Source organism: Actinomadura sp. 1N219, assembly GCF_044326405.1.
In the GTDB taxonomy this organism is placed as follows: Bacteria; Actinomycetota; Actinomycetes; order Streptosporangiales; family Streptosporangiaceae; genus Spirillospora.
Genome location: NZ_JBIRAY010000003.1, coordinates 335,043 through 354,321, shown reverse-complemented (window position 1 = coordinate 354,321; position 19,279 = coordinate 335,043). Strand labels below are relative to the sequence as shown.

Below are 19,279 nucleotides of genomic sequence, written 5' to 3'. Positions count from 1 at the left end.
GAATGGTCGAAGCATCCCCACCCCGCCCGGACAGAGAGTACGCGGGGCGAACCAGATGAAAGCATTCCGTGGCGCGGCGACCCTGGCGGCGGCGCTGACGCTCGCGCTCTCCCTCGCCGCTCCGGCGCAGGCCGCCGCCGCGCCCGCTGGGACGCCTGCGCCGGGCGGGCTCGCGTGGTCGGTCAAGCCGTCCGGGGCGAAGGGCCAGGCCCGGCGCGACTTCTTCGTGTACACGCTCTCGCCGGGCCGGCGGGTCCGCGACAGCGTCGTGATCACCAACCTGAGCGACCGCCCGCTGGCGTTCCGCGTGTACGCCACGGACGCCTTCAACACGTCCGACGGCTCGTTCGCGCTCCTCACCGCCGACCGGCAGGCCACGGGCGTCGGCACCTGGATCTCCATCGCGGGCGCGCCTGCCCGAACCGTCCAGCCGGGCGGATCCGCGCGCGTGCCGTTCACGCTGACGGTGCCCCCGGGAGCCACTCCCGGCGACCATTCCGGCGGGGTGATCGCCGCCGTCACCGAGCAGACGACCGGAGCGCAGGGGCAGCGCGTCAACGTCGACCGCCGCGTCGCCGCCCGCGTCTACGCGCGCGTCAACGGGGCACTGTCCTCGTCCTTGCAGGTGGAGTCGCTGAAGGTCGCGCCGGAGAGCGCGTTGCTCGGGACGGGGAGCGTCCTGGTCACATACCGGGTCCGCAACGCGGGCAACGTGCGGCTCGCCGCGACGACGCGGATCGGCGTCAGCGGCCCGTTCGGCATCGGGCTCGGACGCGCCGCCACCCGGCGCGTGCCCGAGCTGCTGCCCGGCAACGCCTACACGTTCACCGACCGCGTCCGGGGCGTGTTCCCCGCCGGGCCGCTCACCGCGACGCTCAAGCTGACGCCGCTCGACGCGATGGTCGCCTCACCGGACGCGGCGCGCCCGACCGTCCGCACGGCCGGATGGTGGGCCGCGCCCTGGACGGCCGCGGGCGTGCTCGTGATCGCCGTCGCCGCCCTGTTCCTGCTGCGCCGCCGCAGGACGCGGTCATGAAGGCGCTCCTGGCCGCGACGTTCGCCCTCCCGTCCCTCCTCTTCGGCGCGCCCGGGCCGTCCGTCGAGATCGACCGCGCCGAGGCGAAGGCGGGGGACACCGTCACCGTCGACCTCGCCGCCTGGCCCGCCGGGAACGTGCTGATCGAGCTGTGCGGCAACGGCGGCGAGCGCGGCTCCGCCGACTGCGCGGTGGCCGCCGCGGCGACGACGTTCGTGAACGGGCAGGGCCGCGGCACCGCGATGATCACCGTGGTGAGGCCGCCGATCGGCTGCCCCTGCGTCGTGTCGGCCCGCCCGGTCACCGGCGGACGGGCGCGCACCGTCCCGCTGAAGATCGAGGGCGTGCCGGTGCTCACGGCGGCGCAGCGGCGCACCGTGTCCGCCGGTCCGGCGCGGGACCTCACCGTGTCGGGGGTGCGGGTGAGCGGGGGCGGGCCGTCCGCCGCGTGGTTCGCCGGGCCCGCCTCGCGGACGGTGACGTTCACCGTCCGCAACACCGGCGCGGTGCCCGTCACCGACCCGCCGCTCACCCTGGCGGCCGGACGCGGCGCCGAGCCGACCGGCATCCTGGACGGCCCCAGGATCGGGACGCTCGCGCCCGGCGAGGAGCGCACCTACAAGGTCGACGTGACGCTGCCCGGTCCCGCGTTCGGCCGGTACACGGTCGTGGGGGAGCTGACCGGCGTCGACCGTCCTGCCCGGTTCACGGCGCACACGTCCTCCTACCCGTGGGCGCTGCCCGCGCTGCTCGCGCTGGCCGTCCCGGCGACCGTGGTCAGGGAACTCACGAACAAGCGCAAACCCGCCCGCCGCCCGGCTCCCGCCGAGCCCGCCTCGCCGACGGCGGGGGCCAGCATGAACGAGATCGTCGCCGCGAACGTCCGCCAGTGGCGACTCGTCCGCGACCTCCCGACGGCGGCGCTCGCCGAGAAGCTGACCTCGCTCACCGGGACCGCCTGGACAGCCGACCAGGTCGAGCGCGCGGAGACCTTCACGCCGCCCCGCCGGTTCGACGCCGACGAACTGCTCGCGTTCAGCCGCGCCCTGGACGTCCCGCTCCCCGCCCTGTTCCTCCCACCCGCCGGATACAGGATCTCCAGTGCGGAGGCAGGGGACGCGGGCACGGCTCCGGCCATCGTCACGCGCGTCACGTCCCGTGCCGCCCCGCCGGGCGGATGACCGCCAGGAGGCGCGCGACCTCGGCGGCGACGGCGTCGCGGCCCGGGGCGACGTAGCGGCGCGGGTCCACCAGGCCCGGGTCCGCGGCCAGCCGGGCGCGGACCGCCGCCGTGTAGGCCGCGTTCAGCCGCGTCGCGATGTTGATCTTCGTCATGCCATGCCGGACGGCGGCGGCGAGCGCCTCGTCCGGCACGCCGGACGAGCCGTGCAGCACCAGCGGGACGGGCACCGCCGCCCGCAGCCGGGCGATCAGCACCAGGTCCAGGACGGCGTCGCGGGTGAGCATCGCGTGCGACGTCCCGACCGCGACGGCCAGCGCGTCCACGCCGGTCGCCGCGACGTAGCCGGCCGCCTCGCCGGGGTCGGTGCGGGCGTGCGGGGCGTGCACGCCGTCCTTGCCGCCGACCTCCCCCAGCTCCGCCTCCACCCAGACGCCGTCGGCGTGGCAGCGGGCGGTCACCTCGGCCGTCCTCGCCACGTTCGCGTCATGGCCGAGGCGGGACGCGTCGAACATCACCGACCCGAACCCCAGCGCGACGGCCTCGCGAACGAGGTCTTCGGACGTCGCGTGGTCCAGGTGGGCGACGACCGGGACGGCGGCGGCGCGCCCGACCTCCAGCACCGCCCGGCCGATCGGCGCGAGCGCGCCGTGGTAGGCCGCGCAGTTCTCGCTCACCTGCAGCACCACCGGCGCGCCTGCGCGCTCCGCCCCGGCGACGATCGCCTCCGCGTGCTCCAGCTGGATCACGTTGAACGCCCCGAGCCCGCGCCCCCGCGCGGCGGGCCCGGCGACGACGTCACTCATGGCTGCGAGCGGCATGGCCCTCCTCGGTCCGGACGGCGACACGCGAGAGCAGCGCGGGGAGTTCGCCGGCGTCGACCTCACCGGCGACGGGGGAGCGGACCGAACACGCCGCCAGCGCCACCGCGTTCCGGAGCCGCTCCGGCCAGGGCAGACCCTCCGCCAGGCCCGCCGCGAGACCGGCCGCCAGGGCGTCGCCCGAGCCCGTGGGATTGCCGGTTTCCGGACGGTCCAGGGCCGCGCGGAGCAAGCCGTCCGGGGTCCAGGCGAGGACCCCGTCCGCGCCGAGCGAGGCGACGACGGCGCCCGCGCCCGCGTCGCGGAGCAGGCGGATCCCGGCGGCCGGGTCGCGGACGCCGGTCGCGCGGGCCAGCTCCCCGGCGTTCGGCTTCACCACGGCGGGGCGCCCGGCGAGGCCGAGCCGCAGCGGCTCCCCGTCCGCGTCCAGGATCACCGGGGCGGGGGCGCGGCGGGCCAGCTCGGCGTAGGCGTCCGGCGGGACGCCCGGCGGGAGGCTCCCCGACAGCACCACCACGGCGGCGTCCCCGGCCAGCCGCTCGTATCCGCCGAGGAAGGCGGCCCACTCCTCGCCGGTCACCGCGGGCCCCGGCTCGTTGAAGACCGTGACCTCGGCGCCGACGACGGTGACCGTCCGGCGCGATTCCCCGGACGTCCGCGTGAACGACGCGGGCACGCCCAGGGACGCGAGGCCCTCCTCGATCCGGCGTCCCGCGACGCCGCCCGCCAGCCCCGCGGCCGTCACCTCATGGCCGAGGCCGTGCAGGACGCGGGCCACGTTGACGCCCTTGCCGCCCGGCCGCCGGTGGACCGCCGCCACCCGGTTCACCTCGCCGAACCGGACGTCCGGCACCTCGTAGGTGTCGTCCAGCGCGGGGTTGAGGGTGACGGTGAGGATCATGCGCCGTCGTCCAGGATCACCGCGTCATCCAAGATCACTGAGCGGGTGAGGTGGCGGGGGCGGTCGGGGTCCAGGCCCGCCGCCTCGGCCAGCGCGACCGCCACGCGCTGGACGCGGACGAGCTCCGCCAGCGGATCGGCGCCGGACGCGCGCAGCAGCCCGCCCGTCGCCCGCACCTCGCCGGCCAGGCCGTCCGGGAGCTTTCCGAACGTCCACACCGCGCGGCCGGGGCCGGTGATGCTGATCGGGCCGTGCCGGTACTCCATCGCCGGGTACGCCTCCGTCCAGAACCCGGCGGCCTCCCGCATCTTGAGCGCGGCCTCCTGCGCGACGCCGGCCGTCCAGCCGCGTCCGAGGAAGGTGAACTGGCGGGCGTCCAGCAGCTCCGGCGGGAGCGGGTCGCGGACGGCGGCCTCCGCGTCGGCGATCGCGCCCGCCACGTCCGCGCCGAGATGGGCGCGCAGCAGGATCAGCTGCGACGTGGCGAACCGCGTCTGGACGACCGACTCCTCGTCCGCGAAGTCCAGGACGATCACCTCGTCGGCGCGCTCCGCCACGGGCGCGTCCGGGACGGCGGTGATCGCGGTCGTCCGGACCTTCCCGGCGAGCCGGCCGAGGACGTCGAGCACCTCGGTCGTCGTCCCGGACCGGGTCAGCGCCAGCACCCGGTCGTAGCGGCGGCCGAGCGGCGCCTCCGAGGCGGCGAACGCGTCGGTCTCGCCGTGCCCGGCGGCCTCCCGCAGCGCCGCGTACGCCTGGGCCATGAACCACGAGGTCCCGCAGCCGATCACGGCGACCCGCTCGCCGCGTCCGGGCAGCGCGCCGCTCGTGCTCTCCGCGAGCCGGGCGGCCCGGCGCCAGCACTCCGGCTGGGCGGCGATCTCGACGCTGATCCGGCTGTCGCCCATGAGTCCTCGCATCTGCACGTTTCAGTTCAAAACTATCCTCAATCATTCATAAACGTGCAGCAAGGCACAAGACATGGAACGTCGCCGGGTACGCGGACGAGTAGTACGGCGGTCGCGGATTGCGACATCGCGCGCAGCGCCTATCATGGCGGCTCCCGGATCCCGCCAATCCGGCAGCGTCGTACACACCCGCCAACGAGGCGCGGGAACGACGGAGGGCGCGGCCGCCGCCTCTTCGTCCCCCTCGCCCCCGATCACGCTGACGTTGGAGCTGTCACCCGCATGACCAGGCAAGAGACCGCGCCCCCCGCGCCCCCCGCCGCCCTCGACGACGTCAAGGGATGGTTCCCCAAGATCGACCAGATGCTGTTCACCTGGTTCCTGGAGCGCCAGGAGCGCCTCGGCGAGACCGGCGACCTGGTGGAGCTCGGCTCCTACCTCGGCAAGAGCGCGATCCTCATGGGCCGCCACCGGCGCGACGGCGAGGCGTTCACCGTCTGTGACCTCTTCGACTCCGAGGCCCCGGACGACTCCAACCAGGCCGAGATGAACGGCTCGTACGCCACCCTGACCCGCACCGCCTTCGAGTCGAACTACCGCGCCTTCCACGACCGGCTGCCCGAGATCATCCAGGCGCCCACGTCGGTGATCCTCGACCACGTCGAGCCCGAGACCTGCCGCTTCGTGCACGTCGACGCGTCCCACCTCTACGAGCACGTGGCGGGCGACATCCAGGCCGCGCACGTCATGCTGCCCGCCGCGGGCATCATCGTGTGCGACGACTACCGGTCCGAGCACACGCCCGGCGTCTCCGCCGCCGTCTGGGAGGCGGTGGCCGTGGACGGCCTGCGCCCGATCTGCGTCACCACCCAGAAGCTCTACGGCACCTGGGGCGACGTCGGAACGGTGCAGGACGAGCTTCTGGAGTGGCTGGCGGCGCAGGACAACGTCTGGCACGAGGTCCAGCAGGTCGCCGGACGCCGCCTCCTCCGCGTCAAGGGGAGGTGGGCGCCGTCGAGCGAGGTCCAGCGGCTGAAGGAGCGGCTCGCCAAGTCGCAGGACAAGCTGGCCCGCACGGAGGACCGCCTCGCCCGCGCACGCGACGAGCTCGCCAACGTCCGCAACTCGGTCAGCTTCAAGGTCGGCCGGTCGGTCACCGCGCTGCCGAGAGCCGTCCGCCGCCGGAACCCCGGCTCATAGCCCCGCCGCCGGGCCTACTGGTCGGCGAACGAGCAGTCGGCCGGCATGTCCGGCGGCTGGAAGTCACCGGACGGCAGCCGCAGCGGCGCGTCCTTCACCGTGTAGCCCTTCAGCCACTTCCCGAACGGGCCGGAGCTGTTCTCGCTGAACGGCGCCGGTCCGGTCCCCATCTGCTGGCAGTGCGGGATCACGACGCCCCACGAGAACCCCATCCGGTCGAACCGGTGGCCGCGCGGCGACTGGTAGAACGTCAGGTTCGCGCGCTTCTGGTTCGGCGGGACCTCGTGCGTGTCTTCCTGCCGGATCCCGGACACGACCGCCACCGGCCCGGTCGCCATCACGTAGTCGACCTTGATCCAGCCCCAGTGGTGCTTGGACGGCCCGCCGGGAACGTCGGGCGCGTAGTGGTCGAACTTCACCGTGCCGCGCGCGGCGCCCATGACCATCTTGCCGTCGACGAGCTTCCACGGGCCGCCGTGCGCGTCCACGATGAACCGCCGGTACGGGTACTCGGGGTCGCCCGGGTACTTGAGCCACGCGTCCCCGGTCACGTGGGCCTCCTCGGCGGCCTGCGGCGCGCCGGCGGGTTTCGCCGGCGCGCCGCCGTCCGCCGCGGCGCTCCCGCCCGCCGCCGTCACGACGACGCCGAGCGCGGCGAGCCCGGCGACCAGTGCGCGTCTGTTCCGCGACATGTGGATTCCCCTTTCGCGGACGTCCCTCGTCCGCTCCCACACGTTCGCAGCGCAGCCCCGGGGCGATCTTCCCCCGTGCGGCGGAGCCCACTAGCCCGCAGGGCGGATTGCCGCCCCGTCCGCAGGGCCTAGGCCGGGCCTAGACCGTCGGGGAGATCACGCTCTCGATCCAGGCGCGGTGCACGGTCACGTCGGTGTAGATGCCCATGCCCGTCCTGCAGTCGGGGAACTGCGGGGGGTCGTCGGGATTCTGGGGGAGCACCTCGACCCGGCTGAACGCGCCGATGAGCCGCCAGCCGTCAGCGGTCCGGCGCAGCATGGGCCCGCCCGAGTCGCCGAAGCAGGGGCCGGTGGCCGTCTCCGGGTTGCCGGTGCAGACCTCCGAGTCGGCGTCGATGGGCGCCTGGACGTTCACGCAGGACGCCGGCGCGCGGGCCGCCGAATCGAGCTGTTGCAGCACTTCAGGGGTGCCTTCGTCGCCGCAGAAGATGCCGACCTGCGTGCATCCCCAGCCCAGCAGCCGGGCCGGGGTGTCGACGGGCTGGCGGACGTCCAGGGCCACCGGCGCGTTCGCGACCGGCTCGTCGAGCTTGACGAGCGCGATGTCGAATCGCGCGGGGCTGCCGTCGGGGTGCAGGACGATCTGCTCGGCCAGGCGGGCGCTTCCGCCGCCGTCCAGGCGGAGGCTCCCGACGCGGAGCCGGAGGTCTTCGGGCTGCCTGCCTCTGACGCAGTGCAGGGCGGTGACGACCCAGTCGGCGGTGAGCAGGCTGCCCCCGCAGAAGTGCCCCGACTGGACGGTCTGCAGGGACACCATGAACGAGTACGGCTCGGGCGCGTCCTCCCCGCCGATGATCATGGGGGAGATGGTGGCGTCCGGCGCCGGTGGCCGGGGCTCGGCGGGGGAGGTCGGTGCTGTTGGTGCGGTCGGTGCGGCGAGCGCGGCCGGCGCGGATAAGCCGAGCCAGAGCAGCGCCGCGACCGACGCGATCAGCGTTGGGCGGAGGGTGCGCACGTGCATGTCCTTCCGGTGCGGGGCGGCGCGACCGGGGACGGGGAGCGGGGGGACGCGCCGCCGATGATGATCATTACGCACCTTGATCGTGTCACAGCGCGGCGCGCGCCGCCTCCCGCTCCAGGTTGTCGAGGACCAGCTCGATCACGACGTCGTGCTGCCGCCGGATCACCAGCGGCCACATCAGCCGGAAGAGCCCGCCGGTGCGGCCCTTGAGCTCGTGCCGGACGAGCGTGCCGCCGTCCCGCTCGGTCAGCGTGAAGCCGTGCCCCTCGCTGAGCTGCTTGCCGGTGTCGAACCAGAGCCTGCGGCCGGGCTCGACCGTCTGGACGCGGTAGCGGAGCGAGGAGTGCTCGACCGGGGCGCCGGGGGCGAGCCCCTCAGGCAGCCGGAAAGACCCCTTCCCTTCGGGCCACAGCCGGTCGTCCGCGGAGCCGATCGTGGTGAGCAGCTCCCAGACCCGCGCGGGCTCGGCGCGGACGAGGCGTTCGTGCATGTTGTAGACCATGATCCGATCCTCCATACGGTGGCGTATGTTCTCACCGTACGCCGCCGTATGGAAGACTGGCAATGTGACCCGACTGACAGCCGACGACTGGGCCGGGGCCGCGCTGGAGGCCCTGTCCGGCGGGGGCCTCGCCGCGGTCGCGGTGGAGCCGCTCGCCGTCCGGCTGGGCGCGACGAAGGGCAGCTTCTACTGGCACTTCCGCAACCGCCGCGCGCTGCTGGAGGCCGCGCTCGCGCGCTGGGAGCGCGACACCGAGGCCGTGATCGCCGAGCTGAACGAGATCGGCGACCCCGCGCGGCGGATGCGGACCCTGCTGGAGAGCGCCCTCTCCGATCCCGTCGACGCCGCGATCTCCTTCCGCCTGATCAGCGAGGCCGACGACCCGGTCGTCGGCGAGGTGGCCCGCCGGGTGAGCGCCCGGCGGCTCGGCTACATGCAGGCGTCGCTGGAGCAGCTCGGCGTCCCGCCCGGCCTGGCCCGCCGCCGCGTCGTCGCCGGGTACGGCATCTACCTCGGCGTCGCCGCCCTCCGCAGGATCGGCGCGACGGACGAGCCCCCGGCCTCGTTCATCGACCAGGCCATGACCGAGCTGGGCATCCCCCGCGACCCCGCGGACGAGGCCTAGCCGCCCAGGGCCTCCAGACCGGCGGCGACCGACAGGAGGCGCTGCTCGTCGTAGTGGCGGCCGATGAGCTGCACCCCGGCGGGACGGCCCGCGGGCGCGGTGCCCGGCGGGACGGACACGGCCGGGTGCCCGGTGTGGTTGGCGAGCGACGTCAGCCGGACCATGGCGGCCACCGCGTCCTCGGGACGCCCGTCCAGCTCGACCTCTGTCCGGCCCATCTCAGGCGGGTCGATCGCCATCGTCGGCAGGGCGATGACGTCCACGCCGGACAGGGCCGCGTCCACCTTGGCGCGCAGGACGGGACGGCCGCGCTGCGCGGTCAGGTACTCCTCGGTGGTGACGGTGGCCCCTGCGGAGATCCCGTCCTTCATCGGCGCGTTGTAGCGGTTCTCGGACGCCCCGAACCGGCGCAGGTGGTACGCGGCCATCTCGGCGGACAGCACCGGCCAGTGGACGCCCTTGACCTCCTCCTGATCGGGCAGCTCGATCCGGAGGACCTCGGCGCCCGCGTCCGCCGCGGCGGCGAGCGCGGTGCGGAAGTCCGCGAGCAGGTGCGGGTCGGCGACGCTCAGGTACTCGTCCGACGGGATCCCGATGCGCATTCCGCCGAGCCCGGCCGCCGGGCCTGAGTCGCCGGCCCCGAAGCCGGGACCGGAACCGGAACCGGAGCCGGAGCCGCCGGAGCCGGTGACGCCGCTGAGCAGGACGCCGAACATCGCCGCGACGTCCGCGACCGTCCGGCCGATCGGCCCGGCGTGGTCGAGCGACCAGGCCAGCGGGATGATCCCGTCGGTGGGCAGCAGGCCGTAGGTCGGCTTGAGCCCGACGACCGCGCAGCACGCCGCCGGGATCCGGACGCTGCCGCCGGTGTCGGTGCCGATGGCCGCGAAGCACATCCCGGCCCGCACCGCCGCCGCCGACCCGCCGCTGGAGCCGCCCGCCGTCCGGCCCCGGTCGAACGGGTTGCGGGCCGGGCCGAGCGTGGTGAGCGCGAACTCGTCCATGGTGGTCGTGCCGACGATCACGGCGCCGGCCTCCTTGAGGGCGCCGACCAGCGTCGCGTCGCGGTCGGCGTACTGCCCCGCCAGGACGCGGGAGCCCGCGTCCTGCGGCATCCCGGCCATCGCGACCATGCTCTTGACGGCGATCGGGACGCCGTCGAGGGGGCCGAGCGAGGCCCCGGCCGCCAGCCGCCGCGCCGCCGACTTCGCCTCCTCGCGGGCCTGCTCGGCCCGCAGGTGCGCGAACGCGCGCAGCCCGTCGTCGACGCCGTCGCGGGCGATCCGGGCGAGCGCGGCCTCGACGGCGTCCACCGGGGTGGTCTCCCCGGCGTCGTACAGGGCGCGCAGGTCGCGGATCGTGCGGCCGTCCTCCGGCGCGAAGGTGGACATCGGGACCTCCTAGATGGTTGCGATACAGGTCATCCGGCGTGCCACACCCGGCGGCCGCCGACCCACGTGGACAGCACCGGGATCTCCGCCAGCGCCTCCGGCTCGGCGCGCAGCGGGTCCTCGCCGAGCACGGTGAAGTCGGCGAGGCGGCCCACGGCGATCCGGCCCTTGTCGTCCTGCTCCCCGGACGCCGCCGCCGACCCGGCCGTGTAGACCTCCAGCGCCTCGTACGGGGTGAGCCGCTCGTCCTCGCCGAGGACGGTCCCGTCCTGGGCGCGGCGCGTGGTCAGCGACTGCAGCGCGTACAGCGGCTCCAGCGGCCCGCACGGGTAGTCGGACGAACCCGCCACCGTGATGCCCGCGTCGCGGAAGGTGCGGTGCGGGCTGATCCGCGCGGCGCGCTCCATCCCGTAATGGCCGACGAGATTGCGGCCGTGGTACGAGATGAACGCGCCGAAGGGCACCGGGATCACGCCCAGCGCACGGATCCGCGCCACCAGCTCCGGATCGACCACCGAGCAGTGCTCGATGCGGTGCGTCTGGCCGGGGCGCGGGGGAGCGGCGGCGATCGCGGCGTCCATCGCGTCCAGGACCTTGGAGATCGCGAGGTCGCCGTTGGCGTGCACGGCGAGGCGGCTGCCCGCCGCGTGCACCCGGTGGACGACCTCGGCGATCTCCTCGTCCGGCATGACCTGGATGCCCGCGGTGCGCTCGCCGAGCGCGCCCTGGTACGGCTTCCGGCACAGGCAGGTGCCGCCGGAGACCGCGCCGTCCGTCATCATCTTCACGCCGTTGAAGCGCAGCATCGTGTCGCCGAACCCGGTGCGCATGCCGAGCGCCCGCGCCGGTTCGAAGAACTCGTACCAGAGCAGCATCCCGACCCGCGTGGTCAGCGCGCCGGCGTCGCGTGCGGCCTGGTAGAGCGCCCAGTCGGCGGGATGGACCATGGCGTCGGTCACCGAGGTGATCCCGACCGAGTTCATCCGGGTGAGCATCCGGCGCAGCGACTCGACCCGCGCCTCCATCGTCGGCTGCGGGACGAGCGGGGGCCGCGAACCGTGCCCGAGGTAGCCCTCCATCCAGGCCCGCTCGTACAGGACGCCCGTGAGCCGCCCGCCGTCCCGCACCAGCTCGCCGCCGACCGGGTCGGGCGTGTCCTCCGCGTACCCGGCGGCGGCCAGCGCCCGGGAGTTGGCGACGGCGCCGTGGTACGAGTAGTGGATGATCAGGACGGGGTGCCGCTCGGAGACCTGGTCGAGCAGCGTCCGGTTCACGCTCCGGCCGTCCTCGGTGCGGGAGACGTCGAAGTTGTGCCCGACCACCCATTCGCCTTCGGGCGTGGCGGCCGCCCGGTCGGCCAGCGCCCGCCGCACCTGCTCGGCGCTGCCGGTCACGGTCGGCGCCAGGTCCACGTAGAGGCCGCCGTCGGCCAGCACGGAGGGGTGGGCGTGCGCGTCGTCCAATCCGGGCAGCATCACGCCGCCGCCGAGGTCGACGTCCTCGGCGTCCGGGAACCGGTCGCGCAGGTCGCGCCGGGCGCCCACGGCCACGACGCGCTCGCCGAGAGTGGCGACCGCCTCGGGCTCGTCGCCGTTCATCGTGATGATCCGGCGCGCCGAGAAGATCCGGGGACGGATGGCGTGCGGGCTCATACGAGTCCCGCCGAGTCGAGCAGCTTGAGCACGGGCACTCCGATCGTGGTGATGACGGTCATCGACATGACGCTGCCGATGAACGGATGGAAGTCGGCGGGCAGCCGCGCGGCGATCGCGCGGGCGAGCGGCGGTCCGGCGGCGGCCCCGGTGACGGCGGCGAACAGGATCACCGGCCAGCCGCCCTCCATGACGATCACCGCCGCCGGGGCGAAGGACACCACCGGCACGAACGTCGGGTACCAGCCGTGCCGCCGCCATTCACCCGCCCACAGCCACACGCCGAGGACGGCGGTGAGGATCTGCGCGGTGAGCAGGTCGGGGAACACCCCGCTGCCGTAGGCCGGGCCGGTCGTGTTGACGGCCCAGGCCAGCACCGCCCCGCCGACCAGGCCGAGGGACGCCCACTCGTTCCCGTAGAACTGCGCCTCGCTGAAGTCCGCCAGCGCCCGGCGCGGCAGCCACCACTTCGGCAGCCCGTCGCCGCCCTCGGCGGGACGCTCGGGGACCGGATCGGGCTCCGCGTCGACCCCCTCGCCCGCCGGGCCCTCGGGCGGGGGCGGCGGGAGGGTCATCCAGGGCAGCCCCCGGCAGATCAGGAACGCGAGCAGCGCGCCCACCCACATGCCGGTGACGTTCCCGATGACCGCCGGGAGATCCAGCGGCGTGCAGAAGTGCTCGACGACGAGGATCGACACCGGCGTCGTGAGCACCGTGCCCAGCCCGGCGGCGGTCAGCGCGACCCGCCAGCCCGCCCCGTACACGAGGACGACCGAGGGCGCCACCGACACGAACGGCACGAACGTCGGCTGCCAGAGGTCGGGCGCGAGCGTCCAGCCCCACAGCAGGTTGGACAGCAGCAGCGAGAGCCCGGCCGCGGCCAGCAGCCAGGGCCACAGCCCGGTGCCGTAGGCGATGTCGAAGCCCCTGGCCCGCAGCCGCCGCCGCGCCGCGTAGTGCGCGGCGGCGGCGAACAGCAGCAGGCCGATCCCGCCCAGCGAGGTCTTGTAGAACTGCGCCTCGTTGGTGTCGCCCAGGATCCACAGGGCCCATTCGCCGAGCCCGCGTCCCGCCGGGCTCGCCGCCTCGGGCGCGGTGCTCGGCAGGCCGTCCTCGGCGGCCCGCATGAGCAGGTTGAGCAGCACGGCCCCGCCGCAGACGAGCAGCAGCTGGGTCACCAGCCGCGACCGACGCGGTGCGATCACTTCGGTCGCCATGGGTGTGACCTCCCTGGACGGGGCCGGCCGGATGCCGACCAGCCTACGCAAACGTTTGGCTATAACGTTTGCTCAATGAGAAACTGCTAGCCTGGACGCTGTCAAGAGCCGGTCCCAGGAAATCGGCCGACGAGTACGGCCAGGGAAAACGGGTGGTCTTGCAAGGGGCGAGGGACGGAAAGGCCGCCGATCCAGAGCCGCCGGGGGCGAACGGGCCGGAGGGGCCGGACGCGCCCGCGGCGTCCGGCGGGCGGGCGACGCTGAAGACGATCGCCGAACTCACCGGGCTGCACGTGTCCACGGTCTCCCGCGTGCTCAACGGCACCACCAGCGGCGCGCGGGCCGCCTCGGCGGCGACCGCCGAGCGGGTGCGGCAGGTGGCGCGGGAGGTCGGGTACGTGCCCGACATCCAGGCGGCCGGGCTGCGGCGGCAGAGCTCCCGGCTCCTCGGCGTCATGATGGCCCGGCTCACCGACCAGGTCCTCGCCTCGATCTACGAGGGCGTCGAGCGCTCCGCGTCCCGGCACGGCTTCCACACCATGGTCAGCAACTCCTGGGACGACCCCGCCACCCGGCAGGCCCACATCTCGATGCTGCTGTCCCGCCGCGTCGACGCAATGATCTTCGGCGACGCGCACGTGGACGGGGCGTTCCTCGCCGACTTCGCCGCGCACGGCGTCCCGTTCGTGCTGGTCAACCGGCGGGCGGGCGACCATCCCTCGGTCACCTGCGACGACCTCGCGGGCGGCCGGCTCGCCGCCGAGCACCTCTACGCGCTCGGGCACCGCCGGGTGGGCGTCGTGGCCGGGCTGCCCTACGCCGCCAACGGCATCGACCGCACGACCGCGTTCACCCGCTACTTCGCCGAACGCGGCCACCCCGTGCCGGGTGACCGCGTCGTCCACGCGAGCTTCGACGCGGCCGGCGGCGCGCTGGCCGCCGAGCGGCTGCTGGACCGAGCGCCCCACCCGTCGGCGATCTTCGCGGTGAGCGACTTCGCCGCCATCGGCGTGCTCGGCGTGCTCCGCGAGCGCGGCCTGCGCGCCGGGCGGGACGTCGCCGTCGTCGGCTTCAACGACGTGCCCATCGCCGCGCAGCTCACGATCCCGCTCAGCAGCGTCCGCAACCCGATGTTCGACGTCGGCGCGCAGGGCGTCGACCTCCTCGTCCGCATGATGCGCGGCGAGCCTCCCGAGCGCATCACGCTGGCCCCGGAGCTGCGGGTGCGCGAGTCGAGCGCGTCCCCCTACACCGGCGCCTGACCGGCCGCCCCGCCCCGGGCCCGCGCTAGGCGGGGTTCAGGTCGACCGCCTTCGGCGGGGTGGCGTTGCCGGCGAGGTCGTACCCGATCGCGCAGTACCGCCACGCCTGGGTCTTGGCGAGGAACGCGGGGAAGCGCCGGTACGGCTGGTATCCGGCCGGGTCGGCGCAGTCGGTCGCGTCCGGGGCGCCGTACTTGATGTCGTAGTGGACGATCTCGAAGATCTGGAAGATCGGCTCCACGGCCCACTGGGCGCCGAGGTCGCGTGCGCTCACCACCGGCGGGACGGTCGGCGGGGTGTCGTCCACCTGCACGGTCGTGAACGAGGCGAACCGGGCCGGGACCCATTCCGAGTCCTGGCCGCTGATCACGCACAGGACGTAGAAGTCCTCCCGGGCCGGAAGCGGGTCGTTGATCGTCGGCCGGTCGCTGATGGCGAACGGGGGGCCGTAGCCCGCGGGGTTGCGGCAGTCGGTCCGGCCGAGCGGGCCGGTCTTGATCCGCGCGTGCGTCCGGCCCTTGGCGTCGAGCGTCGCGTTCCACGTGGCCTTTTCCGACCGGACGGCGCCCCTGGTGTCCGACGGCGTAGCGCCCAGCCCCGGGTCGAGCCGGCAGGACGGGGCGCCGAGGTCGTCGAGCTGGCAGCCGGAGAGCGGGGCCACGCCGATCGCGTACGAGGTGCCGGGACGGATCACCGCGCCGCCGGGCCCGATCTCGCAGGGCCGCCCCAGCCTGCACACCCCGGACACGCTGCTCTCGACGGTCGTGTTGAGCACCGCCACGACCCGCCGCCCGTCCCGCTGCACGACCAGCCCGCCGGACGAGCCGCCCGCGACGCCAGCGCAGTCGTTGGGGGAGGCCCCGTGCCAGATCCAGGGCGACTCGGCCACGTCAGTGCGCGCGGCGCTGCGGCAATGGGAGCGGCGGAGATACTGCTGGTCGTGCGGCAGGCCGTCCACGGGCGCGTGCACCACTTCGATGGACGCGCCTTCCGGTGGCGGAGCCGACGAGGTCTCCAGGGGACGGACGTCGACGGCGGCCAGATCCCCGTAGCTCGCGGCCAGTTCGACGACGGCGAGATCGACGCCCTTCATGGTGGCGTACCGGATCGAGGCGACCGGGAACGACCGGTGCCGATCGACGGTGTCGACGTAGTAGGCCGGGGTGAACGTCCAGTCGTCGGGCGCGTCCACGCCGGTGCGGACCTCGTTGGCCGAGAACCGTCCGACGCAGTGCCCGGCCGTGAGGACCAGCGCGCGGGCCTCCGGGTCCGGGGCGAGGGCGGCCGTCGTCCCGGGGCGGCCGGGCGGCGAGATCAGCGTCGCCGTGCACTGGCTCGACGCCTTCAGCCGTCCGACCGGCCTGAAGCGCTCCGCTCCCGGATCGGTGGACCGTAACAGCGGGGCTTCATGCTTTGCGGGCGCTGCCGCTGTCGCTGCGGGCGCTGCCGCCGCCGTCGCCGGGACGCCCGGCACCGCACCGATCGCGATGGCGAGGATCACCGCCGTCCGGAGGATTCGTCCACGCATCCGTCATCCCTCCATGCGACCGGCGCCGGGCCCGGCCCTCGCCGCGCTTGATCGACTTCGCCGACAGATTAGACCTTTCCCGCCGATTGGGTACGTCTCTCTCATGGAGCCGAAGGACAAGATCGACACCACCGTGCCGCATTCGGCGCGCGTCTGGAACTTCCTGCTGGGCGGCACCGACAACTTCCCGGTGGACCGGCGGGCCGGCGAGCAGGTCATCTCCGTCTTCCGGGGGATGGTCGACATGGCCCAGCAGTCCCGGCAGATGCTGCGCAGGGTGGTGCGGTACCTGGTGGGCGAGGCGGGCGTCGAGCAGTTCCTGGACATCGGCACCGGGCTGCCCACCGTGGACAACACCCACGAGGTGGCGCAGCGGCTCGTCCCGCAGGCCCGGATCGTCTACGTCGACAACGACCCCCTCGTCCTGACGCACGCCAAAGCGCTGCTGACCAGCACCCCCGAGGGCGTCACCGACTACATCGAGGCGGACGTGCACGACCCCGACGCGATCCTGGCCGAGGCCGCCCGCACCCTCGACCTCGACCGGCCGGTCGGGCTGATGCTGATGGGCATCCTGGGCCTGGTCAGCGACTTCGACGAGGCGCGGTCGATCGTGGCGCGGCTCATGGCGGCGCTGCCGTCCGGCAGCTACCTCGCCGCCTACGACGGCACCGACCGCGACCCGGCCTACACCCAGGCGATCAGCGCCTACAACGCCGGCAGCGGCGCCGCCCCCTACAAACCGCGCAGCCAGGAGCAGATCGCCCGCTACTTCGACGGGCTGGACCTGGTCGACCCCGGCGTCGTCCCGGTGACGGACTGGCGGCCCGATCCCGGGCATGAGGACGTCCCCGAGGTGTCGTGCTCCGGCGGCGTCGCACGCAAGCCCTGACGTCGCTCCGCTCCGTCATGCCGTCTGCGCCGCCACGAGGGCGTCGCCCGCGTCCGTCCGGTAGTAGAGGACGGATCGTCCCGCCCGGCGGCGGTCGATCAGGCGGGCGTCGAGCAGCACCTTGAGATGGCGGCCGACGGAGCCGAGCCCCTGACCGGTCAGCGCCACCAGCTGCGTCGTGCTCAGCGGTGAGGCGAGCAGCATGAGGACGCTCGCCCGCGCGGCGCCGAGCAGCCGTTCGAGCGCTTCGGGCACGGCGGCGGCGTCCGCCCCCGGCCTGACCCCGGCCCCGGACCTGGCCCCGGCCCCGGACCTGGCCCCGGCCCCGGACCTGGCCCCGGCCCCAGACCCGGACCTGGCCCCGGCCAGCGGGCCCGAGCAGGGGTAGACGATCATGTACCGGTCGGGGTCCGGCTCCTCCCACGCCACCCAGCCCGTCCGCGGGGTGACCGGGACGAAGAGCAGCCGCGCGCCGGAGACGTCCCGCGGCGGGAAGTCGCGCACGTTGATCTGCAGGCGGCCGTCCCCGAGCCAGCGCATCCCGGGGCGCATGTCGTCCAGCGCGGCGGCCCACCCGCCCCGGCTCAGCTGCCCGGCCCGCGCGACCGCGTCGGCCTCGATGACGCGGCGGCGGCGCTCCCAGTCCGGCTCGACGGTGTGCGTCCACACCCATTCCAGCAGGCCGGCGAGCCGTTCGGTCGCGTCGGGACGGCGCAGCGCGGCGGGCAGCGGGCGCCCGAGCGAGACCTCCAGGTCGGCGTGCGCCCGCTCGGGCGGCGTCCGGCGGACGGTCGCGAGCTCCTCCTGGAACGTCGGCGACCCGGTGCCCGGGTGCGGCGGGGTGAGGAAGTCGGCGGTCCACTTGGTCTTCACGCCGAGCGCGGCCTCAAGCAGCGCGGCGGTGACGGGGTCGCGCCGGAGCAGCCGCCGGTACGCGGCCAGATGGGCGTCGAGCCAGGCCCGCTCGCCCGGATGCGCGGCGGCGCCCGCGTCCAGGAGGCGCAGGGACGCGGACGTCTCCGCCAGCGCCGACACCACGAACCGGCCGCCCGCGAGCGTGTCCGCGTTGACCAGCCACCAGCCCATGTTTCGCCTCCACGCGAAACATTACCGGCGCCGGCCCGGATTTCCGGAGCCTTGGGATCATGCGCACGTATGGGGATCTGTTCCGCACCCCCGAGTACACGCCGCTCTTCGCGTCGTTCACGATCCAGATGTCCGCGCAGACGGTCGGCGCCCTGGCGCTCGGCACGCTGGTGTACGAGTCGACCCGGTCGCCGCTGCTGTCGGCGCTGAGCATGTTCGGCGGCTCGTTCGCCCAGATGGTCGGCGCGCTGACCCTCCTGTCGGCCGCCGACCGCCTCCCGCCCCGGACGGCCCTGGCCTGCATGGCCCTGATCTTCAGCGCGGGCACGGCCGTCCTCGCCATTCCCGGCCTGCCGCTGGCGGCGCTGTTCGCCATCGTGCTGGGGCTCGGGCTGGTGGCGTCGCTCAGCGGCGGCGTCCGCTACGGCCTGCTGAGCGAGATCCTTCCCGAGGACGGCTACCTCCTCGGCCGCTCCGTGCTCAACATGGCCGTGGGGACGACGCAGATCTGTGGTTTCGCGGCCGGCGGCGTCCTGGTCGTCGCGTTCTCGCCGCGGGGCGCCCTGCTCACCGGCGCCGTGCTCTACCTGCTCACCGCGGTGACGGCGCTCGCCGGGCTGAGCCGCCGCCCGCCCAGGGCGACCGGCCGTCCGAGCCTCGCCCTGACCTGGCGCACCAACGCGCACCTGCTCTCGTCGGCGCCGCGCCGCTGCACCTACCTGGCGATGTGGGTGCCGAACGGCCTGATCGTCGGCTGCGAGGCCCTCTTCGTCTCCTACTCGCCGCAGCACGCGGGGCTCCTGCTCGCCGTGGCGGCGGTCGGCATGCTGATCGGCGACACCGTGACGGGACGTTTCGTCCCGCATCGCCTGCGCGAACGCCTCGGCCCGTCGCTGCGCCTCCTGCTGGCCGCCCCGTACCTGCTGTTCGCCGTCGACCCGCCGCTGCCGCTCGGGACTGCGGCCGTCCTCCTCGCGTCCATCGGCTACGCCGCGACGCTCTTGCTGCAGGAACGCCTCATGGCCCTGACCCCGATCTCCATGCACGGCCATGCCCTGGGGCTGCAGGCGTCCGGCATGCTCACCATGCAGGGCGTCGGCGCGGCCCTCGCGGGCGGCGTGGCGCAGGCGACCTCTCCCGCGACCGCGATGGCGATCATGGCCGCCGCGTCGGTGGCCGTCACCCTCGCGCTCGCCTCCGGCCTGCGCCCCCTGCCCGCCGGGCCGGGACTCCGCGAATCACCCCTGTAGGCAGAAGTTGCCGTCCGATCGCCCGAAAGTCGGGAGAATCTGACGATTATTTCGCGGGCCGCGAAGTGGTTCGGTCGCTGGCCTGCGGGGGCATGTCCCGTGCCAATCCGCGCTC

At 74.4% G+C, this 19,279-nt stretch carries 18 protein-coding genes; 7 read left to right on the top strand and 11 right to left on the bottom strand.

What is annotated here, in order from left to right; genetic code table 11:
* Positions 1-55: 55 nt before the first annotated feature.
* Positions 56-1,036, top strand: a complete 981-nt coding sequence (locus ACH35V_RS13825) for a WxL protein peptidoglycan domain-containing protein (protein WP_395972465.1) — start codon at positions 56-58, stop codon at positions 1,034-1,036.
* Positions 1,033-2,217: a hypothetical protein gene (locus tag ACH35V_RS13820; RefSeq protein ID WP_395972464.1), complete on the top strand. Its 1,185-nt coding sequence runs from the start codon at positions 1,033-1,035 to the stop codon at positions 2,215-2,217. The genes ACH35V_RS13825 and ACH35V_RS13820 overlap by 4 nt, the downstream gene beginning before the upstream one ends.
* Here ACH35V_RS13820 and ACH35V_RS13815 read toward each other — a convergent pair.
* The 3 genes from ACH35V_RS13815 to ACH35V_RS13805 are packed head-to-tail and all read right to left on the bottom strand — an operon-like array spanning position 2,186 to position 4,846.
* Positions 2,186-3,037 carry a ketose-bisphosphate aldolase gene (locus tag ACH35V_RS13815; protein WP_395972463.1) on the bottom strand — a complete coding sequence of 284 codons (852 nt, stop codon included), beginning with the start codon at positions 3,035-3,037 and terminating at the stop codon, positions 2,186-2,188. The two genes, ACH35V_RS13820 and ACH35V_RS13815, sit on opposite strands and share 32 nt — an antisense overlap.
* Complete coding sequence (locus ACH35V_RS13810; protein ID WP_395972462.1) at positions 3,015-3,938, bottom strand: 1-phosphofructokinase family hexose kinase; 924 nt, start codon at positions 3,936-3,938, stop codon at positions 3,015-3,017. Before ACH35V_RS13810 ends, ACH35V_RS13815 begins: the two co-directional genes overlap by 23 nt.
* Positions 3,935-4,846, bottom strand: a complete 912-nt coding sequence (locus ACH35V_RS13805; protein WP_395972461.1) for an SIS domain-containing protein — start codon at positions 4,844-4,846, stop codon at positions 3,935-3,937. The genes ACH35V_RS13810 and ACH35V_RS13805 overlap by 4 nt, the downstream gene beginning before the upstream one ends.
* Before the next feature lie 282 nt (positions 4,847-5,128).
* Here ACH35V_RS13805 and ACH35V_RS13800 point away from each other — a divergent pair, with 282 nt between their 5' ends.
* The gene (locus tag ACH35V_RS13800; RefSeq protein ID WP_395972460.1) at positions 5,129-6,046 is read left to right on the top strand and encodes a class I SAM-dependent methyltransferase; all 918 of its coding nucleotides are present in this window, start codon (positions 5,129-5,131) and stop codon (positions 6,044-6,046) included.
* Positions 6,047-6,060: 14 nt separating this feature from the next.
* On the opposite strand, the gene ACH35V_RS13795 is transcribed toward ACH35V_RS13800, so the two are convergent.
* The 3 genes from ACH35V_RS13795 to ACH35V_RS13785 all read right to left on the bottom strand — a co-directional run bounded on the left by ACH35V_RS13795 (position 6,061) and on the right by ACH35V_RS13785 (position 8,276).
* The gene (locus tag ACH35V_RS13795; protein WP_395972459.1) at positions 6,061-6,738 is read right to left on the bottom strand and encodes a hypothetical protein; all 678 of its coding nucleotides are present in this window, start codon (positions 6,736-6,738) and stop codon (positions 6,061-6,063) included.
* A 139-nt stretch (positions 6,739-6,877) separates the two neighbouring features.
* Positions 6,878-7,753, bottom strand: a complete 876-nt coding sequence (locus tag ACH35V_RS13790; protein WP_395972458.1) for a S1 family peptidase — start codon at positions 7,751-7,753, stop codon at positions 6,878-6,880.
* Positions 7,754-7,844: 91 nt separating this feature from the next.
* Positions 7,845-8,276, bottom strand: coding sequence for a hypothetical protein (locus ACH35V_RS13785; RefSeq protein WP_395972457.1), 432 nt, complete (start codon positions 8,274-8,276; stop codon positions 7,845-7,847).
* Positions 8,277-8,325: 49 nt separating this feature from the next.
* Between ACH35V_RS13785 and ACH35V_RS13780 the strand changes: the two genes are divergently transcribed.
* Complete coding sequence (locus tag ACH35V_RS13780) at positions 8,326-8,886, top strand: TetR/AcrR family transcriptional regulator (RefSeq protein WP_395972456.1); 561 nt, start codon at positions 8,326-8,328, stop codon at positions 8,884-8,886.
* Here the strand turns inward: ACH35V_RS13780 and ACH35V_RS13775 are convergent.
* The 3 genes from ACH35V_RS13775 to ACH35V_RS13765 are packed head-to-tail and all read right to left on the bottom strand — an operon-like array spanning position 8,883 to position 13,146.
* The gene (locus ACH35V_RS13775) at positions 8,883-10,277 is read right to left on the bottom strand and encodes an amidase (RefSeq protein WP_395972454.1); all 1,395 of its coding nucleotides are present in this window, start codon (positions 10,275-10,277) and stop codon (positions 8,883-8,885) included. The two genes, ACH35V_RS13780 and ACH35V_RS13775, sit on opposite strands and share 4 nt — an antisense overlap.
* Positions 10,278-10,306: 29 nt before the next feature.
* Positions 10,307-11,929: an amidohydrolase gene (locus ACH35V_RS13770; protein ID WP_395972452.1), complete on the bottom strand. Its 1,623-nt coding sequence runs from the start codon at positions 11,927-11,929 to the stop codon at positions 10,307-10,309.
* A complete protein-coding gene (locus ACH35V_RS13765; RefSeq protein ID WP_395972450.1) occupies positions 11,926-13,146 on the bottom strand; it encodes a hypothetical protein in 1,221 nt (406 codons plus the stop codon). The genes ACH35V_RS13770 and ACH35V_RS13765 overlap by 4 nt, the downstream gene beginning before the upstream one ends.
* 152 nt (positions 13,147-13,298) lie before the next feature.
* On the opposite strand from ACH35V_RS13765, the gene ACH35V_RS13760 reads away from it, so the two are divergent.
* Positions 13,299-14,408: a LacI family DNA-binding transcriptional regulator gene (locus ACH35V_RS13760; RefSeq protein ID WP_395972449.1), complete on the top strand. Its 1,110-nt coding sequence runs from the start codon at positions 13,299-13,301 to the stop codon at positions 14,406-14,408.
* A 25-nt stretch (positions 14,409-14,433) separates the two neighbouring features.
* Here ACH35V_RS13760 and ACH35V_RS13755 read toward each other — a convergent pair whose 3' ends face one another.
* On the bottom strand, positions 14,434-15,936 hold the full coding sequence (locus tag ACH35V_RS13755) for a hypothetical protein (protein WP_395972447.1): 1,503 nt from the start codon (positions 15,934-15,936) through the stop codon (positions 14,434-14,436).
* Between the two features lie 103 nt (positions 15,937-16,039).
* On the opposite strand from ACH35V_RS13755, the gene ACH35V_RS13750 reads away from it, so the two are divergent.
* Positions 16,040-16,828, top strand: coding sequence for an SAM-dependent methyltransferase (locus tag ACH35V_RS13750; RefSeq protein ID WP_395972446.1), 789 nt, complete (start codon positions 16,040-16,042; stop codon positions 16,826-16,828).
* Between the two features lie 15 nt (positions 16,829-16,843).
* Here the strand turns inward: ACH35V_RS13750 and ACH35V_RS13745 are convergent, their stop codons facing one another.
* Positions 16,844-17,914, bottom strand: a complete 1,071-nt coding sequence (locus ACH35V_RS13745) for a winged helix-turn-helix domain-containing protein (RefSeq protein ID WP_395972444.1) — start codon at positions 17,912-17,914, stop codon at positions 16,844-16,846.
* Between the two features lie 59 nt (positions 17,915-17,973).
* Here ACH35V_RS13745 and ACH35V_RS13740 point away from each other — a divergent pair, with 59 nt between their 5' ends.
* Positions 17,974-19,164 (top strand): MFS transporter, encoded by a 1,191-nt coding sequence (locus tag ACH35V_RS13740; RefSeq protein WP_395972442.1) that lies wholly within the window; start codon positions 17,974-17,976, stop codon positions 19,162-19,164.
* The last annotated feature ends 115 nt before the right edge of the window (positions 19,165-19,279 follow it).

Bases quoted from the DNA above. Each gene is read 5' to 3' on its own strand.
- ACH35V_RS13825 (WP_395972465.1), top strand. From the start codon at position 56: ATGAAAGCATTCCGTGGCGCGGCGACCCTGGCGGCGGCGCTGACGCTC.
- ACH35V_RS13820 (WP_395972464.1), top strand. From the start codon at position 1,033: ATGAAGGCGCTCCTGGCCGCGACGTTCGCCCTCCCGTCCCTCCTCTTC.
- ACH35V_RS13815 (WP_395972463.1), bottom strand. From the start codon at position 3,037: ATGCCGCTCGCAGCCATGAGTGACGTCGTCGCCGGGCCCGCCGCGCGG.
- ACH35V_RS13810 (WP_395972462.1), bottom strand. From the start codon at position 3,938: ATGATCCTCACCGTCACCCTCAACCCCGCGCTGGACGACACCTACGAG.
- ACH35V_RS13805 (WP_395972461.1), bottom strand. From the start codon at position 4,846: ATGGGCGACAGCCGGATCAGCGTCGAGATCGCCGCCCAGCCGGAGTGC.
- ACH35V_RS13800 (WP_395972460.1), top strand. From the start codon at position 5,129: ATGACCAGGCAAGAGACCGCGCCCCCCGCGCCCCCCGCCGCCCTCGAC.
- ACH35V_RS13795 (WP_395972459.1), bottom strand. From the start codon at position 6,738: ATGTCGCGGAACAGACGCGCACTGGTCGCCGGGCTCGCCGCGCTCGGC.
- ACH35V_RS13785 (WP_395972457.1), bottom strand. From the start codon at position 8,276: ATGGAGGATCGGATCATGGTCTACAACATGCACGAACGCCTCGTCCGC.
- ACH35V_RS13775 (WP_395972454.1), bottom strand. From the start codon at position 10,277: ATGTCCACCTTCGCGCCGGAGGACGGCCGCACGATCCGCGACCTGCGC.
- ACH35V_RS13770 (WP_395972452.1), bottom strand. From the start codon at position 11,929: ATGAGCCCGCACGCCATCCGTCCCCGGATCTTCTCGGCGCGCCGGATC.
- ACH35V_RS13765 (WP_395972450.1), bottom strand. From the start codon at position 13,146: ATGGCGACCGAAGTGATCGCACCGCGTCGGTCGCGGCTGGTGACCCAG.
- ACH35V_RS13755 (WP_395972447.1), bottom strand. From the start codon at position 15,936: ATGCGTGGACGAATCCTCCGGACGGCGGTGATCCTCGCCATCGCGATC.
- ACH35V_RS13750 (WP_395972446.1), top strand. From the start codon at position 16,040: ATGGAGCCGAAGGACAAGATCGACACCACCGTGCCGCATTCGGCGCGC.
- ACH35V_RS13745 (WP_395972444.1), bottom strand. From the start codon at position 17,914: ATGGGCTGGTGGCTGGTCAACGCGGACACGCTCGCGGGCGGCCGGTTC.
- ACH35V_RS13740 (WP_395972442.1), top strand. From the start codon at position 17,974: ATGCGCACGTATGGGGATCTGTTCCGCACCCCCGAGTACACGCCGCTC.